This is a genomic window from Buttiauxella sp. (assembly GCF_035271705.1).
Taxonomy (GTDB): domain Bacteria; phylum Pseudomonadota; class Gammaproteobacteria; order Enterobacterales; family Enterobacteriaceae; genus Buttiauxella.
Window position 1 is genome coordinate 1 of record NZ_DATERI010000072.1, and the last position, 17,151, is coordinate 17,151.

The window sequence follows — 17,151 nt, forward strand, 5'->3', positions numbered from 1 at the left end:
AGCATTCGCTGTTGTCCGTGAAGCGAGTAAACGTGTGTTCGGTATGCGCCACTTTGACGTGCAAATACTTGGCGGCATGGTACTCAACGAACGCTGTATCGCAGAAATGCGTACTGGTGAAGGTAAAACACTGACGGCGACACTGCCTGCTTACCTCAACGCCTTGAGTGGCCGTGGTGTTCACGTGGTTACCGTGAACGACTACCTCGCACAGCGTGATGCTGAAAACAACCGTCCGCTGTTCGAATACCTGGGTCTGAGCGTAGGTATCAACCTGCCAAACATGCCAGCTCCAGCGAAACGCGAAGCTTATGCGGCTGACATCACTTACGGTACCAACAACGAATACGGTTTTGACTACCTACGTGACAACATGGCATTCAGCCCTGAAGAACGTGTACAGCGTAAACTGCACTACGCATTGGTGGATGAAGTTGACTCAATTCTTATCGATGAAGCGCGTACGCCGCTAATCATCTCCGGCCCTGCTGAAGACAGTTCCGAGATGTACAAAAAAGTTAACAAAATCATTCCTAGCCTGATCCGTCAGGAAAAAGAAGATTCTGATACTTTCCAGGGTGAAGGTCACTTCTCTGTGGACGAAAAATCCCGTCAGGTCAACATTACCGAACGCGGTCTTGTCCTGGTTGAAGAACTGCTGGTTAGTGAAGGCATCATGGAAGAAGGTGAGTCACTTTACTCTCCAACCAATATCATGTTGATGCACCACGTCACTGCTGCATTGCGCGCACATGTGCTGTTCACCCGTGACGTTGACTACATCGTGAAAGATGGTGAAGTCATCATCGTTGATGAACATACTGGCCGTACAATGCAAGGTCGTCGCTGGTCTGATGGTCTGCACCAGGCTGTTGAAGCCAAAGAAGGCGTCGACATTCAGAACGAAAACCAAACGCTGGCATCTATCACCTTCCAGAACTACTTCCGCCTGTATGAAAAACTGGCCGGTATGACGGGTACTGCAGATACTGAAGCGTTTGAGTTCAGCTCGATTTATAAACTCGATACCATCGTTGTGCCAACTAACCGCCCAATGATTCGTAAAGACATGCCTGACCTGGTCTACATGACTGAAGCAGACAAGATTACGGCGATCATCGAAGACATTAAAGAGCGTACCACTAACGGTCAGCCTGTACTGGTCGGTACCATTTCTATCGAAAAATCCGAAGTGGTTTCCGCAGAGTTAACTAAAGCGGGTATCAAACACAACGTTCTGAACGCTAAGTTCCACGCGAACGAAGCAGGGATTGTGGCCCAGGCGGGTTATCCAGCCTCTGTGACCATTGCGACTAACATGGCGGGTCGTGGTACGGATATCGTTTTGGGGGGTAGCTGGCAGGCAGAAGTCTCTGAGCTAGAAAATCCAACTCCAGAACAAATCGCACAAATTAAAACTGACTGGCAGGTTCGCCATGACGCAGTTCTAACATCGGGTGGTCTGCATATCATCGGTACCGAGCGCCACGAATCTCGTCGTATCGATAACCAGTTACGCGGCCGTTCTGGTCGTCAGGGTGATGCCGGTTCATCTCGTTTCTATCTGTCTATGGAAGATTCACTGATGCGCATTTTCGCATCGGATCGTGTTTCTGGCATGATGCGTAAACTGGGTATGAAGCCAGGTGAAGCGATTGAACACCCGTGGGTAACCAAAGCTATTGCTAACGCACAACGTAAAGTTGAAAGCCGTAACTTTGATATCCGTAAACAGCTTCTTGAATATGATGATGTGGCGAACGACCAGCGTCGTGCAATCTACAGCCAGCGTAACGAATTGCTGGATGTGAGTGACGTTAGCGAAACCATCAATAGCATCCGTGAAGATGTCTTCAAAGTGACAATCGACACCCATATTCCACCACAATCTCTGGAAGAAATGTGGGATGTTGAAGGTCTGGCCGAACGTCTGAAAAACGATTTCGACCTTGAACTGCCAATCAAAGAGTGGCTGGATAAAGAGCCAGAACTGCACGAAGAAACTCTGCGCGAGCGTATTCTGCAAAATGCTATCGAAGTCTATCAGCGTAAAGAAGAAGTGGTTGGCATTGAAATGATGCGCCATTTCGAAAAAGGCGTGATGCTACAGACTCTGGACTCATTGTGGAAAGAGCATCTGGCGGCTATGGATTATCTGCGCCAGGGCATTCACTTGCGTGGTTATGCGCAGAAAGATCCTAAGCAAGAATACAAGCGTGAATCTTTTGCCATGTTTGCTTCTATGCTCGAAGCGCTGAAATATGAAGTCATCAGTACCTTGAGCAAAGTTCAGGTTCGTATGCCTGAAGAAGTTGAAGCCATGGAACAACAGCGTCGTGAAGAAGCTGAGCGCCTGGCACAGATGCAACAACTGAGCCACCAGGATGACGACACGCTTGCCGCAGAAGCATTGGCAGCAGAAACGGGTGAGCGCAAAGTGGGTCGTAACGATCCTTGCCCATGCGGTTCTGGTAAGAAATACAAACAGTGTCATGGCCGTTTAAGCTAAGAACTTTATTGTCGACGAAGGCGCAGCTTGCTGCGCCTTTTTTCTATGGAGCACCTGCACAAAAATGAAACAATTAGAAATTGCCGTCGGAATCATTCGTAACTCCCAGGGGCAGATTTTTATCACGCAACGAGCTGCTGACGCTCATATGGCCAATAAACTGGAATTTCCTGGTGGGAAAATCGAAGCCGATGAAACGCCAGAACAGGCATTAGTTCGTGAGCTACAAGAAGAAACGGGCATTACAGCGACCCAGTTTGGGTTGTTTGAAAAGCTCTCTTATCAGTTCCCGGACAGGTTTATCACTTTGTGGTTTTTCTTGGTGGAAAGCTGGGAGGGTGAGCCGTGGGGTAAAGAAGGGCAACCAGGTCAATGGATTGCACAAAATGCGCTGGTGGCGACAGATTTCCCACCAGCAAATGAACCGGTTATCAGTAAATTACAGCAGGGTTAACGCAGGTCTTCTTCACTCCAGCCTTCACTTTCTGACAAATCGCCGCTACTTGGAATACGTTTTTCCTCGGCGGCCCATTCACCTAAATCAATGAGCTGGCAGCGCTTGCTGCAAAATGGGCGATATGGGCTGGTTTCATTCCAGATAACGGCTTTGCCGCAACCCGGGCAGTTTACTTTTATAGATTCAGACATCTTCACTCCTTAACAGCATGCCAACTCAAAATCGAGACGCTCAGGGATAATTCCATTCTCGCTATCAAGCGGTAAGAAACGGATTGCAAAACGGCTTTTATGACCCGAAACCTGAGGATAAAGCTGTGAAGAGAGATCTAACTGTAAACGCAGCAAATCAGCATCATCGCCGTTGTCTTGATAAAAACCGTTCAGGCTGGTTAGCTTACGGAATGGTGCAGAATTACGAATAATATCCAGTAACAGATCCAATGCCTGTTTCAACGGTTGCAAACTCATAATCCAGGTATCGATTTGTGCATTACGTTGTTCTTGTGGAGAATAAAGCCAAATATGCAAAGTCGGTAAATCGAAACTACAACAACCACCTGGAATGCTAAGCCGTTGACGAACAAGAGCAATTAAACGGTCTTCACGCAAGGATTGCCCGATACGCGGCGCGGCCATTAAAACAGTGCCGCATGCTTTGAGTTGGCTACGCAGCGAATCGATAAGTTGCATATCTACACCTGGAACTTCAGCCCAGTTTAATAATTTACGCTGTTGGCGCTCCAGCTCTTTGAGAATCTCTGTGCGAATCTCACCTCGCTCAAAGACGTCCAGCAGGTCACCGACATTACGGAAAAAATGTAGGGCTTTGGACGTCTCATTTACCGGTAATGAACTTTCGAGTTGTTGGATTAAGAACTCAATACGCAACCAGGTGCGCATTTTTTCATTCAATGGGTGCTCAAAAAGAATCTGGGTGCTCATTATTAATTTTCCTGCTGTGCGGCCTGGGACGCCAGTTCCAGATACTGGCGGTGCAGACGGTCAACATGTGCGGCCACCAACTCGGCGCCACCATCGTTATTAATTACATCATCGGCAGCGCTCAAGCGTGCCTCGCGTGTCGCCTGTGCAGCAAGGATTTGTTGCACATGTTCGCCACTGACCTTATCGCGCGCAATAGTCCGTGCGATTTGCACCTCTGGCGAGACATCAATAACCAGCACACGATCGGCCATCTGTTGAAGGTTATTCTCAATTAGCAACGGAACAACCCACAAAACGTAGGGAGAAACGGCGTGATTGATCTCAGTTCGGGTGCGTTGATGGATCAGTGGATGTAGTAGCGCATTGAGCCATTGTTTCTCTTCAGGGGAAGAAAAGATCTTTTCACGAAGAACCCGGCGGTTAAGAGAGCCATCCTGAAGAAGAATTTCGTTACCAAAATGGTCAGAAATAATTGTAAGAGCGGGTTGCCCTGGCTCAACAACCTGACGAGCAATCACGTCAGCGTCAACAACGGTAATACCTAATCGGGAAAAATTATCGGCGACAGTACTTTTACCACTGCCAATCCCACCCGTTAATGCCACCGTATAAACCATAAAAACCAGACCCTAAATCACGTTTTATCAAGCATATAAAAAGATAATTTATACCTGTCATGTTCCAGGAAAGGGCGGCGGAATTGGGTAAAATGAACCCCGCATCGCGTTTTCCCGTTTCTCAGGTAAATTTCAACGATTGTAGCGCAAAAAAGACTGTTTTCGCAGTCTTGCAGCAGCATTAATAGTGCGTATGATAACGTCACTGGAATTGGTAGTTATACCCGTCATACTTCAAGTTGCAGATGCGTTGACCGCACTCACAAACCCCAGTCACTTACTTATGTAAGCTCCAGGGGATTGGCTCCCTTGCCGCCATTGCGCAACTCGAATTATTTAGGGTATACAGTGCTGATTGCGTTCACGCGTCCTTCGCCATTCGACCCAGGAATCTGCAACATGCGTATTGAAGAAGATTTGAAGTTAGGTTTTAAAGACGTTCTTATTCGCCCAAAACGTTCCACTCTTAAAAGCCGCTCTGATGTAGAGCTTGAGCGCCAGTTCACTTTCAAACACTCCGGTATTGCATGGTCAGGTGTTCCGATCATTGCAGCTAACATGGACACCGTGGGTACATTCGGTATGGCTGAGGCGTTGGCTTCATTTGATATCCTTACCGCTGTCCATAAGCACTACTCTGTTGAAGAGTGGAGCAACTTCGCGAAGTCCAAGTCAGACGACATTCTGAAGTTCGTTATGGTTTCGACCGGTACATCAGACGCTGATTTCCAGAAGACCAAACAAATTCTTGCTCTGAATCCAGCACTGAAATTTATCTGCATCGATGTGGCTAACGGCTACTCCGAACACTTCACTCAGTTCCTGTCTAAAGCGCGTGAAGCATGGCCGGATAAAGTTATCTGTGCAGGGAACGTTGTGACTGGCGAAATGTGCGAAGAGCTTATTCTTTCTGGTGCTGACATCGTTAAAGTTGGTATCGGTCCAGGATCCGTATGTACCACTCGCGTTAAAACGGGCGTGGGTTACCCGCAACTGTCTGCTGTGATTGAATGTGCTGATGCGGCTCATGGCCTTGGCGGCCAGATTGTGAGCGACGGCGGTTGTACTGTTCCAGGTGATGTTGCTAAAGCATTCGGCGGCGGTGCAGATTTCGTGATGCTCGGCGGTATGCTGGCTGGCCACGAAGAAAGTGGTGGCACCATTGTTGAAGAAAACGGCGAGAAATTCATGCAGTTCTACGGCATGAGCTCTGAGTCTGCAATGACCCGCCACGTTGGAGGCGTTGCACAATACCGCGCAGCAGAAGGCAAAACAGTCAAACTGGCATTACGTGGTCCTGTAGAAAACACTGCCCGTGACATCCTGGGCGGATTGCGTTCTGCATGTACCTATGTTGGCGCTTCTCGTCTGAAAGAGTTGACCAAGCGCACCACGTTTATTCGTGTTGCCGAGCAAGAAAACCGCGTATTCAATAGCCTCTAAGCTTTATACGCATATGGCGCAGCACTCGCTGCGCCGTCATCCAGCGCTCATTGCGTCTCCTAGCTGAAAAATAGGCAGATACATCGCAATCACCAGCGTCCCAATAATGGCTCCCACGACTAACATCATTATCGGCTCCAGCGCAGCGGCCAGGGTATCAGCCTGTTCCTCAGTATTGTTGTGATGCCAGCTTGCCAGTTTTTCGAGCATCAAATCTAAAGCACCTGACTCCTCACCCACTCGTACTAACTGGCAACACAATGGTGTGAATCGCTCGCTCTGAGTGAGCGCAAGCCAAAACGGAACACCCTGAATCACTTTGGTGCTAATTTTTGAAATAACTTTCTTCCACAACAGTGGAGTGAGTGTCGTTTCAACTGCTTCCAGCCCTTGCAACAAAGGAATACCCGCTTGTTGGGATAGTGACAGCGTGGTATAGATTTGGCTGAGAACTTGCCCACGCCATAGCGGGGCAACCAGTGGAATGCGCAGCAATAGATTTTGCTCATACACTTGCCAGTGAGGTTTTCGTTGTCGAAGAAAATATCCACAGGTAAAGAGGATGACACACGCCAATAACCACCCCAGTCCTTGTGTCGTTACCCAATCTGAAACCGCCATTACTGCCATGGTTACAGCTGGCAGTGGCGCGTTAAAAGACCGATAGATATTGGCAAACTCCGGCAGGACAAATCCCATCATCCCGATAGTGACAAGCAGGGCGACGACCATAATAAACAGTGGGTAACGCAAGGCCTTCATGACTTTTTTACGCAGCCGATACAGTTTTTCTTGTTGATCTGCCAGCCTTTTACAACACTCGTCTAACTTCCCCGTTAACTCACCTATATGAATCAGGGCAATGAACAACGCGGGGAAAATCTTCGGCCATTGGCTTAATGCAGCAGAAAATGGCGTGCCACTCGAAACACGCTGTTCAATGTCTTTTAGCAACGCACGCCATTCTTCAAACGGATGCTGCTGCGCGATAAGCAACAAGGCATCAGACAAGGAGATTCCTGCCTGAAGCAGAGTAGCAAGCTGGCGAAATACTTGAATTTTTTGCTGGATATGCCAGCAGCCACGGCGGGGGCGTGACGTTTTGCGTAGCTGCAAAAGTTGGAGATCTGCATTGAACAATTGATTGATAACGGATTCGGCATCCTCCGCACATAACGTCCCCTTCTGTACCTGTCCAAAGGGATCGACGGCTTTCCAGTGCCAGAGCACAAACTTAGCCATGAGGAACTCCCAGAACCCGATAGCACTCTTCGAGTGTGGTTAGCCCTTGTTCCACTGCCAGACAACCACTTTCGAATAGTGTCAGCATGCCTTGTTGGCATGCGAGGGCTTCGATTTCATGTGCGGGCATACCTTTGATAATTGAAGCTTGTAGAACCTGGTCGACAAGCAAGATTTCAAACAATGCGCTTCGCCCGTAAAAGCCACCGTAGCAGCGTTCACAACCCACAGCCTGCCAATGTGGTAAAACGCGTTTCCATAGTGTTGTCGGAAGGAGGATGCCTTCAGGAAGCTGCTGCTTGCAGTGGGGGCAGAGTTTGCGAACCAGACGCTGTGCGACCACCATGTTCAACGCTGAGGCTAGCATCCAGCGTTCCACCCCCATTTGTTGCAGGCGCACCACCGTTTCTGCCGTTGAGTTGGTGTGCAGTGTGGAAAGAACAAGATGCCCCGTCTGCGCGGCCTTAATGGCAATTTCTGCGGTATCGCTGTCACGAATCTCACCTACCATGATGATGTCGGGATCCTGGCGCAGTAAGGCGCGTAAAACACTGTGAAAACTCAGTCCCGCTTTGCTGTTTATTTGCGTTTGATTGAGTCCGTGCATCGGGATTTCAATCGGATCTTCTACGCTACAGAGGTTACTGGAAACTTGGTTGAGTATTTTTAGCGCACTGTAAAGTGTGATGGTTTTACCGCTCCCGGTGGGACCAGTAACCAGAATCATGCCTTGTGGATTGGCTAGACAACTCTGAAAGCGGGTGCGGTCATCCGATGACATACCCAAATCTGAAAGCTCAAAAGTTTGTTTGGTCTGAGACATTAAGCGTAAAACAACTTTTTCGCCGTGATACACCGGTAACGTCGCAATGCGAAATGAACATTTTTGCTGTTCGACTTCAATCTCCATTTGCCCGTCCTGAGGCAGGCGACGCTCCGCAATATCCAGATTGCCCAATACTTTTAGCCGTGCAGTTAACGGGGCGGCCAGATGAGCTGGGAGGAGAGGTTGCAGTTGCAGCACACCGTCGACCCGAAAACGAATCTGGTAGCCTTGATCTATCGGCTCAAAGTGGATGTCTGATGCGCGCAGTTGAACCGCTTTGTGAAGCGTTTCTTGTAGCAGTTGAACCACTGGCGCGATGTTTTCAGGTGGTTCATCTGTGTTTGCCAAAACTCCTGAATGCCGCGCTTTCTCTAACTGCTCAGCGGGCCAGTACTCAACATTAACTGGTTTATCGCAGATAAAACGCAATGCTTCAAAAAACTGAGCGGGTGGATTCAGTGCAATAGCGATGTGCAGTGTAGGATCTTCAGAAAGTAGTACCGCCTGATACTGGTTGCACAGTGCGAGGATCTGCCTATTTTCCATAGCTTAGTGACTCGCCGGGTTAGTATCAAAACGGAAAACCTCTTCGCAGGTCTGTTTCAGCGAACCGCCATCGGTCGTGGCACAGACCCGGCTCCAACCTTCCACACCTTCAGCATCATTCCAACGTGGGGATAACGAAATGGTAAGACCATTCAGGCTTTCTTGCCCTGTCAGAGTGACAACGCCGCTTTCAACGCTCATACCGCTGACATAACGGGTCGTTTTAGGCGCGGGGATACTGTTACTTCCGGCATTGCACTGGCTAATGCCACCCCGTTCAATCGCACAAAGCTCAATAGCGGTACGGTAGGGGACAAAGGTTTGGAGCATGTCGGTAAGTGCCGCTTTTCTCAGGTAGTTCTGATAGGTGGGAATACCAACGGCACTCAGAATCGCGATAATGCCGATAACCACCATCAGCTCAATAAGTGTAAATCCTTGTTGTTTGTTCATATGCCGCTCCTGATTGGGATGGCGGCACTTTGCGCGGTAATAAATGTTCAGGCGAGAGCGAGTGATAGCATCAGGAAGGCACTTTCCAGGATTTCTGTGTAGTTTGCAGGGGGCAACAATGAAAATGCGAGCAATGGCGCAAGGGAAAGAAAAAAGCAGATGAGTTTCACCTCATCTGCCTGGCAGGAATTAGCGGAAGCGCATAGAGAGATCGAGCGCGTGGACATGCTTAGTCAGCGCGCCCACAGAGATAAAGTCGACACCGGTTTCAGCAAATTCACGGATGGTTTCTTTCGTCACGTTTCCTGAAACTTCCAGGCGCGCTTTGCCATTGGTGAGAACGACAGCTTTTCGCATATCTTCAACGTCGAAATTATCGAGCATGATAATGTCAGCGCCAGAGTGTAGCGCCTGTTCCAGCTCTTCAAGTGACTCAACTTCAACTTCCACAGGTACATCCGGATGGAACCAGAAGGCTTTTTCTACCGCCTGGCGAATGGAACCCGAAGAGATGATGTGATTTTCTTTAATCAGAAAAGCATCGGACAGACCCAAACGATGGTTACTGCCGCCACCGCATAGGACCGCGTATTTCAGTGCTGTGCGTAGGCCCGGCAGAGTTTTACGCGTATCAAGCAGTTGCGTGTTTGTTCCCGCTAGCAGGTCAACATACGTGCGCACTTCGCTGGCAACACCTGACAGCGTTTGTACAAAGTTCAGCGCAGTACGCTCACCAGTGAGCAGCACACGTGAAAGCCCTGTCAGTTCGAATAGTGGTTGGTCTACTACTACGGTTTGGCCATCTTCAACATGCCAGGTAACTTTGACATCACCGCCAAGCTGAATAAATACCTCTTCGACCCAACGTTTACCACAGAACACACCGTCTTCACGGGTGATAACAACGGCATGCGAACAATGTTCTGCATCCAGTAATTGTGCGGTGATATCGTTATTAGGGTCGATGTCACCACCAAGATCTTCGCGCAAAGCCTGCGAAACAGACTGTGGAATATCAAGGTTAATACGCTCGAGAAGCTCGTCACGTCGGCGGTCTGAGTTATAACGGCGAGGCGGCATGATAAAACTCCGAAATGGCTTAGTTAATGTCGAAACATGCTACATTGATGCGACGTTAAGTACCACTCTAAGGAGACCGCGGATGCAGCTAAAAAACGGCTGGCTGGTGGGTGTGAAGCATGTTCCTTCCCCACATTTCGATTGCCGACCGGAGGATGAAATACCTTCACTGCTGGTGGTGCATAACATCAGTCTACCGCCAGGCGAGTTTGGTGGGCCGTGGATTGATGCGTTGTTTACTGGAACTCTGGACCCTGAAGCCCATCCGTATTTCGCGGGCATCGCGCATTTGCGAGTTTCAGCGCATTGTCTTATCCGCCGTGATGGCGAAATCGTTCAGTATGTTCCATTCGATAAGCGTGCCTGGCATGCTGGAGTTTCTCTGTACCAGGGGCGTGAGCGCTGCAACGATTTTTCCATTGGTATTGAACTGGAGGGTACGGACTCGTTGCCTTATACTGATGTGCAATATCAACAGCTTACTTCTATTTCAGATGCCCTGATTCAGGTTTATCCGGCAATTGCTAACCATATGACGGGGCATTGTGATATTGCACCTGGACGCAAAACTGACCCAGGTCCTGCATTTGACTGGTCGCGTTTTCACCATTCGGTTGAGGTAACGTCAAACAAGGAGATGAAATGACGCTGTTTACATTATTGCTGGTGATGATTTGGGAGCGGCTATTTAAGCTAGGTGAACATTGGCAGTTAGATCACCGTCTTGAAGTCCTTTTTCGGCGGGTAAAAAGTTTTTCGTTGTTGCGCACACTGGCGATGACCGCTCTATGCATGCTGTTGGTTTTCCTCTGTATTCGTGCGTTACAAGGCTTGTTCTTTAATGTGCCATTATTGGTGTTCTGGATTGCGCTCGGTGTGCTTTGCCTGGGGGCCGGCCAGGTTCGCTTGCATTACCACTCTTATTTAAAAGCCGCGAACCACGACGACAGCCATGCTCGTGATGCAATGGCGAGTGAACTGACGCTTATCCATGGGGTTCCGCCAGATTGCGACGAGCGAGAATATCTGAAAGAGCTGCAGAACGCGCTGTTGTGGATTAACTTCCGTTTTTATCTGGCGCCGCTTTTCTGGTTTATTGTTGGCGGAGTGTGGGGGCCAGTGACGCTGGCAGGCTATGCTTTCTTGCGTGCATGGCAAACGTGGCTTGCTCGCCATCATTCACCTCAACAGCGTTTACATTCCGGTATCGATGCTATTTTGCATGTGCTGGACTGGGTGCCGGTGCGCTTGGTGGGAGTGGTTTATGCGTTGGTGGGCCACGGCGAACGCGCTCTTCCTGCATGGTTTGCTTCACTGGCTGACCGCCATACTTCACAATATCAGGTGTTGACTCAACTGGCGCAGTTTTCACTGGCACGTGAGCCGCATCTCGACAAAATCAAAACGCCAAAAGCTGCCGTGTCTATGGCAAAGAAAGCTTCGTTGGTAATTTTGGTGGTGGTGGCGTTATTGACGATTTACGGCACTCTGGTCTAGCAGAACAGCCTCACTCACCAGGTGTTATTGTTGCAGATAGTTTGGACTTGGACTGCGCGGAAAAACCGGAGCGTACACGTAGTACGTGAGGATTTTGAGCACAGCCCAGGGCCAAACTAGCAAATAAAATAGCCTGGTGGGTTAGGCTAGGTCTGTTTAGCGGTGATCAGCAGGCGGTATGCCAAACAGTGGCATACCGTTTTCATCCCATTCGAGCATTTTCAGGCGAGTATGACGATTTGGGTCATACAGCGGGTCACCTTCAATTTCCGTGTAGTTCCTTGCGTGATAAACCAACACATCTTTCCCGTCTTTTGTTTTGGTAAAACTGTTATGGCCAGGCCCGAACTGCTTGTTTGGGTAACTGGTGGTAAACACAGGCTGCAAAGATTTATGCCAGTTTTCAGTCTGAGTTGGATCAGCAGTTAGATCTATCCACAGCAAACCGAGGCAGTAGTTTTCGTCGGTGGCACTGGCCGAGTAACTGACAAACAGTTTGTCGCCATGAACCACTACCGCTGGTCCTTCATTAACCAGAAAACCCCGACATTCCCAATCCAGCTCAGGCTTACTTAACATCACCGGTTTGCCTTTGATTGCCCATGGCGTTTCCAGTTCAGCGAGATACAGATTTGAGTTACCCGCAATATTGGGGTCTTTCTGCGCCCATAAATACCACTGCTTCCCTTGGTGGTTGAAGGTGGTGGCATCCAGACAGAAACTGTCGAATTGAGTTTTTACCTGGCCTTTCTCTACCCATTTACCCGTTAGCGGGTCTACATCGGCACACTCCAGGGCAAACATCCGATGCTGGAACATATTTAGCGTGTCCAACTCCTGCGTGTGCGTTGCGGCGAAGTAGATGTACCATTTCCCATCAATATGATGCAGTTCCGGTGCCCAGATGAGCTCACTCATAGGGCCTTGGCTCGGCTTGCGCCACACCACCGACGGTTGGGCAGTTGGCAGTTCGCTAATCGTTGCCGCTCGGCGGATTTCTAGCCGGTCGTACTCCGGCACTGATGCAATAAAGTAGTACCACTCTTCATGCAGCAAAATAAAGGGGTCGGCACGCTGTTCGATAAATGGATTAGGCCATTGCTCCTGATTCATAGGGCTTTCCTTATAGCTTTGCTTCGACAGGTTTGCTGTCGTGATATTCGTTCAGTTCGCGATAGTTGTTACGGCGCTTTTCAAGGTCGGCCTGAATGCGGCGCATCGTTTCACTGTCAACTTTCAGCAGGCGTACCACACCGGCGGTAATCAGGTACCCCACGCCAGGAATGATGGTAAACAGCATCACAATACCGTTAATTGACTCCGCGCTTTGTTCTTTCGCACCAGCATCGTAGCCGTACCAGGAAAGCAAGAATCCTACCATCGCACCGGCAATCGCCAGGCCCAATTTCAGGAAGAACAAGTTACCAGAGAAGCTAATACCGGTGATGCGCTTGCCGGTTTTCCACTCGCCGTAGTCATCAACGTCAGCCATCAACGACCAGTGCAGCGGTGAAGGAATCTGGTGCAGAATATTCAGCAGGAAATACATCACTACAATCAGTGTGGTCGCGTGCGGATCGAGGAAGTAGAACCCGGAAGAGAAAATCGCCAACACGATGTTGGTCCAGAAAAACACTTTCAGTTTGCAAAAACGGTCAGTCAACACTTTAGCCAACATGCTGCCGCCCATCATGCCTACCACGCCGAGGCTAATAAAGAGGGTGGCGAAACTGGTGCTTTGGCCCATTACCCAGGTGACGTAATACATGGTGGCCGCCATACGGATAAAACCAGGGCAAACGTTGCACAGTGTCAGAAGTAAAATCCGTACCCACTGGTCATTTTTCCACACATCTTTCAGGTCAGATTTTAAATCGTCGTTGCTTGGTACTGCTGGACGTACGCGTTCTCTGACGGTCGAGAAGCAGAACAGGAACATGAACATTCCGAGCACTGCCAGAACACCCATCGCCATCTGGTAGCCTTTCGCTTTATCACCACCGCCAAACCAGTCAACCATTGGCAGCAGGGAGAGTGAAAGGATAAGTGTCGCGATACCGACCATGACAAAACGATATGACTGGCAAGCAACACGTTCTTTCGGGTCGTTTGTAATCACGCTTCCCAGGGAGCAGTAAGGGATGTTGATGGCGGTATAGGTTAATGAGAGCAGGAAGTAAGTGACGAAGGCATAGATAACTTTGCTGCTGTAGGCCCAGTCAGGTGTGGTAAACATCAGGTAACTGAAGAAGGCAAATGGGGCTGCCATCCATAAAATCCATGGACGAAAACGGCCCCAACGGCTTTGGGTTCTATCAGCAATGGCACCCATAATGGGGTCGGTAATAGCGTCGATAACCCTGATTGAAAGCAGCATTACCCCCACTAGTGCCGGAGCAAGGCCAAATATGTCAGTATAAAAATAGTTAACAAACAACATAATGGCGCCAAATATGATGTTGCACCCAGCGTCGCCCATTCCGTAGCCAATCTTTTCTTTAATAGATAATTTGCTGCTTTCCATTGGAAATGCTCCTGACCAGTATATGGACAAGATTATTGTGTTGTTGGGAAAAAATTGCGCGTCAGGAATACGTCGCAGAGATGGATAATACTGTCATTGTAAAGGAAGTGTGAACTAGATAACAAAGCTATGCCCGTCATAATTCAAGTTGCATCTTTGTTGGCGACGCTCACTCACCCGAATCACTTACCTTTGTAAGCTCATCGGGATTTGTTCTCTTGCCGCCGCGATGCACCTGGAATTATTTAGGGCATAGGTCAATCAAAATTACGCTTTAACGCTCTTCAGGTTCTTCTGTTTGATGAAGTATCCGATACCAAGAATGACTACCCACACCGGAATCAACCATACGGAGATTGCCATGCCAGGGGTCATTGCCATGATAACCAGCACTGCAGCCATAAACAGCAAGCAGACATAGTTACCCAACGGATAGAACAGGGCAGGGAAACGTGATTTCACGCCTTCTTGCTCTTTCGCACGACGGAACTTAATGTGCGCGAGGCTTATCATCGCCCAGTTGATGACGAGTGCAGAGACCACCAATGCCATCAGCATGCCGAACGCTTCTGCTGGCGCCAAATAGTTAATCAGTACACACAGTGCGGTGAACAGCGCAGAGACCAGAATGGTATTAACCGGCACGCCACGTTTATCAACTTTTTGCAGCGCTTTTGGTGCGTTGCCTTGCTGAGCCAGACCGAACAACATGCGGCTGTTGCAGTAAACACAGCTGTTATATACAGACAGTGCGGCGGTCAGAACCACAATGTTAAGCGCGTTGGCGACAAAGGTGTCACCCAATTCGTGGAAGATAAGCACGAACGGGCTGGTGTCAGCGGTCACGCGAGTCCACGGCATCAGAGACAGCAGCACAGCCAGTGAACCCACATAGAAAATCAGGATACGGTAGATAACCTGGTTGGTCGCTTTAGGAATGCTGACTTGTGGATTATCCGCTTCTGCCGCTGTAATACCGACCAGCTCAAGCCCACCAAAGGAGAACATGATAATGGCCATCATCATGACTAATCCGGTAAAGCCGTGCGGTAAGAACCCGCCTTGTTCCCAAAGGTTGCGCACCGTTGCTTGTGGACCTGCGTTGTCGCTAAACAGCAACCAGGCACCAAACAGAATCATGGCAACGACGGCGATGACTTTGATGATAGCGAACCAGAATTCCAATTCACCGAACACTTTTACGTTGGTGAGATTGACGGCATTGATCACGACGAAAAAGACTGCCGCAGACGCCCAGGTAGGGATCTCCGGGTACCAGAACTGGATGTACTTACCTACCGCAGTCAGTTCTGCCATGGCGACCAGGACATACAGCACCCAGTAGTTCCAGCCAGACGCAAAACCTGCAAATCCACCCCAGTATTTGTAAGCAAAGTGGCTAAAAGAACCCGCTACAGGCTCTTCAACAACCATCTCGCCCAGTTGGCGCATGATCAAAAAGGCAATAAAACCTGCGATCGCGTAGCCAAGAATAATCCCCGGCCCGGCGGATTGGATGACAGACGCACTGCCCAAAAACAGGCCAGTTCCTATAGCTCCACCCAGCGCGATGAGCTGGATATGGCGGTTTTTAAGGCCGCGTTTCAGCGTGTCGCCTTGCTGTTGACCTTCCATTGTTTAACCTCGTGTGTGGTTATTGTTAGGGCGCTAATTGCACCTCTGTAAGTTTGTGATTCCGTAATGTGTAGTATTTATTTTACGGTTTTTAATTCCAGTATTTCGCGCATCGGACTACCGCAGCGCAAAGAATAGTGGTAAGTGCCAGCGTTTGCACCTGCTTTCTATTCTTGTCGTGACGAGTTGAATAAAAAGAAACCAGTTGTCATTTCGCTCATATTTTTCACTTCACATACCATTCATTCAGTTTAAGCATTGTTTGTGAATTTATATTCATATTTTAAATTGATGAATCGGTTCAATTTGCAAGAAAACGCAGTTTTTGTGTTTCATAAAAGTTAAATGTGACCTGGGGGGAGTAAATGTGACATTTGTGCAAAGTTACAATCTTGAAACACCATTTCTGTGATCTTGTTAAAATGTGCCTGGTTTAATGATTTCAATCAAAACCAATATGGACAGAAGGTGAATACTTTGTTACTTTAGCGTCAACAATGTGAAATTGGTCATACCAATTGACTAACCCCAGATGATTTGAAGTCTGACGGGTATAGGGCTAATGGCAGAGACAGGGAAAAAATGGCCTACAGCAAAATCCGCCAACCAAAATTATCCGATGTGATTGAGCAGCAGTTGGAGTTTCTCATCCTCGAGGGAACCTTGCGTCCCGGCGAAAAACTTCCACCAGAGCGCGAATTGGCAAAACAGTTCGATGTTTCTCGTCCTTCACTACGCGAGGCTATTCAGCGCCTTGAAGCGAAAGGACTCCTGCTCCGTCGTCAGGGCGGCGGTACTTTTGTCCAAAACAGTCTTTGGCAAAGTTTAAGCGACCCTCTGGTCGAACTGCTGTCTGACCATCCTGAATCCCAGTTTGATCTGCTTGAAACCCGCCACGCACTTGAAGGTATCGCTGCGTATTACGCTGCCTTGCGTGGTACGGACGAAGATCTCAATCGTATCGGCGACTGTCATTTAGCCATTCAAAAAGCGCAAGAGTCCGGCGATCTGGATGCTGAATCCGATGCGGTGATGCAGTATCAAATCGCTGTAACTGAAGCTGCCCACAATGTGGTGTTACTACACTTGTTGCGCTGTATGTCACCCATGCTCGAACAAAACGTTCGTCAGAATTTTGAATTGCTCTATGCGCGCCGTGAAATGCTGGCGCAAGTGAGCAGCCATCGCGCCAGTATTTTTGCGGCGATTATGGCTCGTCAGCCGGAGCAGGCGCGTGAAGCGTCGCACCGTCACCTGGCATTTATCGAAGAAATATTGCTGGATCGCAACCGCGAACAGAGTCGTCGAGAACGTTCTCTACGGCGCTTACAGCAACGTAAGGAATAAGAACCTGAAATTTCTGGTTCTTTTAAGC

General features: G+C 48.9%; 16 protein-coding genes. 6 read left to right on the forward strand and 10 right to left on the reverse strand.

The genetic code is table 11. The features are described from left to right. Together secA and mutT are read left to right on the forward strand one after the other, a co-directional pair. Window positions 1–2,509 (forward strand): preprotein translocase subunit SecA (gene secA / locus VJY99_RS06130; protein WP_324117185.1); only part of this gene is annotated, 2,509 nt, incomplete at its 5' end. 64 nt (window positions 2,510–2,573) lie between these two features. Then, window positions 2,574–2,963 carry an 8-oxo-dGTP diphosphatase MutT gene (gene mutT, locus VJY99_RS06135; RefSeq protein WP_324117186.1) on the forward strand — a complete coding sequence of 130 codons (390 nt, stop codon included), beginning with the start codon at window positions 2,574–2,576 and terminating at the stop codon, window positions 2,961–2,963. On the opposite strand, the gene yacG is transcribed toward mutT, so the two are convergent. From yacG to coaE, 3 genes are read right to left on the reverse strand one after another with little or no spacing between them, the layout of a single operon-like run. Then, on the reverse strand, window positions 2,960–3,157 hold the full coding sequence (yacG, locus tag VJY99_RS06140; protein WP_324117187.1) for a DNA gyrase inhibitor YacG: 198 nt from the start codon (window positions 3,155–3,157) through the stop codon (window positions 2,960–2,962). The two genes, mutT and yacG, sit on opposite strands and share 4 nt — an antisense overlap. A 9-nt stretch (window positions 3,158–3,166) precedes the next feature. Continuing rightward, window positions 3,167–3,910, reverse strand: coding sequence for a cell division protein ZapD (gene zapD / locus VJY99_RS06145; RefSeq protein WP_324117188.1), 744 nt, complete (start codon window positions 3,908–3,910; stop codon window positions 3,167–3,169). 2 nt (window positions 3,911–3,912) lie between these two features. Further along, window positions 3,913–4,530 carry a dephospho-CoA kinase gene (gene coaE / locus VJY99_RS06150; RefSeq protein ID WP_324117189.1) on the reverse strand — a complete coding sequence of 206 codons (618 nt, stop codon included), beginning with the start codon at window positions 4,528–4,530 and terminating at the stop codon, window positions 3,913–3,915. 399 nt (window positions 4,531–4,929) lie between these two features. Here coaE and VJY99_RS06155 point away from each other — a divergent pair, with 399 nt between their 5' ends. Then, window positions 4,930–5,973, forward strand: a complete 1,044-nt coding sequence (locus VJY99_RS06155) for a GMP reductase (RefSeq protein WP_324117190.1) — start codon at window positions 4,930–4,932, stop codon at window positions 5,971–5,973. Between the two features lie 36 nt (window positions 5,974–6,009). Here the strand turns inward: VJY99_RS06155 and hofC are convergent, their stop codons facing one another. The 4 genes from hofC to nadC all read right to left on the reverse strand — a co-directional run bounded on the left by hofC (window position 6,010) and on the right by nadC (window position 10,120). After that, complete coding sequence (gene hofC, locus VJY99_RS06160) at window positions 6,010–7,215, reverse strand: protein transport protein HofC (RefSeq protein ID WP_324117191.1); 1,206 nt, start codon at window positions 7,213–7,215, stop codon at window positions 6,010–6,012. Next, complete coding sequence (gene gspE, locus VJY99_RS06165; protein ID WP_324117192.1) at window positions 7,208–8,587, reverse strand: type II secretion system protein GspE; 1,380 nt, start codon at window positions 8,585–8,587, stop codon at window positions 7,208–7,210. Before gspE ends, hofC begins: the two co-directional genes overlap by 8 nt. A 3-nt stretch (window positions 8,588–8,590) precedes the next feature. After that, the gene (ppdD, locus tag VJY99_RS06170) at window positions 8,591–9,040 is read right to left on the reverse strand and encodes a prepilin peptidase-dependent pilin (protein WP_324117193.1); all 450 of its coding nucleotides are present in this window, start codon (window positions 9,038–9,040) and stop codon (window positions 8,591–8,593) included. Between the two features lie 189 nt (window positions 9,041–9,229). Continuing rightward, entirely contained in the window at window positions 9,230–10,120 is an 891-nt protein-coding gene (gene nadC / locus VJY99_RS06175; RefSeq protein WP_324117194.1) for a carboxylating nicotinate-nucleotide diphosphorylase, read from the reverse strand. 82 nt (window positions 10,121–10,202) lie between these two features. Here nadC and ampD point away from each other — a divergent pair, with 82 nt between their 5' ends. Both ampD and ampE read left to right on the forward strand, forming a co-directional pair. Further along, on the forward strand, window positions 10,203–10,766 hold the full coding sequence (ampD, locus tag VJY99_RS06180) for a 1,6-anhydro-N-acetylmuramyl-L-alanine amidase AmpD (RefSeq protein ID WP_324117195.1): 564 nt from the start codon (window positions 10,203–10,205) through the stop codon (window positions 10,764–10,766). After that, window positions 10,763–11,617 (forward strand): beta-lactamase regulator AmpE, encoded by an 855-nt coding sequence (gene ampE / locus VJY99_RS06185; RefSeq protein WP_324117196.1) that lies wholly within the window; start codon window positions 10,763–10,765, stop codon window positions 11,615–11,617. The genes ampD and ampE overlap by 4 nt, the downstream gene beginning before the upstream one ends. Window positions 11,618–11,773: 156 nt before the next feature. On the opposite strand, the gene VJY99_RS06190 is transcribed toward ampE, so the two are convergent. The 3 genes from VJY99_RS06190 to aroP form a co-directional block, all read right to left on the reverse strand. Next, the gene (locus tag VJY99_RS06190) at window positions 11,774–12,730 is read right to left on the reverse strand and encodes a family 43 glycosylhydrolase (protein ID WP_324117197.1); all 957 of its coding nucleotides are present in this window, start codon (window positions 12,728–12,730) and stop codon (window positions 11,774–11,776) included. Between the two features lie 10 nt (window positions 12,731–12,740). Then, window positions 12,741–14,141 (reverse strand): MFS transporter, encoded by a 1,401-nt coding sequence (locus tag VJY99_RS06195; RefSeq protein WP_324117198.1) that lies wholly within the window; start codon window positions 14,139–14,141, stop codon window positions 12,741–12,743. A 267-nt stretch (window positions 14,142–14,408) separates the two neighbouring features. Next, complete coding sequence (aroP, locus tag VJY99_RS06200) at window positions 14,409–15,776, reverse strand: aromatic amino acid transporter AroP (protein WP_324117199.1); 1,368 nt, start codon at window positions 15,774–15,776, stop codon at window positions 14,409–14,411. 582 nt (window positions 15,777–16,358) lie between these two features. On the opposite strand from aroP, the gene pdhR reads away from it, so the two are divergent. Continuing rightward, window positions 16,359–17,123 (forward strand): pyruvate dehydrogenase complex transcriptional repressor PdhR, encoded by a 765-nt coding sequence (gene pdhR, locus VJY99_RS06205; RefSeq protein ID WP_324117200.1) that lies wholly within the window; start codon window positions 16,359–16,361, stop codon window positions 17,121–17,123. The last annotated feature ends 28 nt before the right edge of the window (window positions 17,124–17,151 follow it).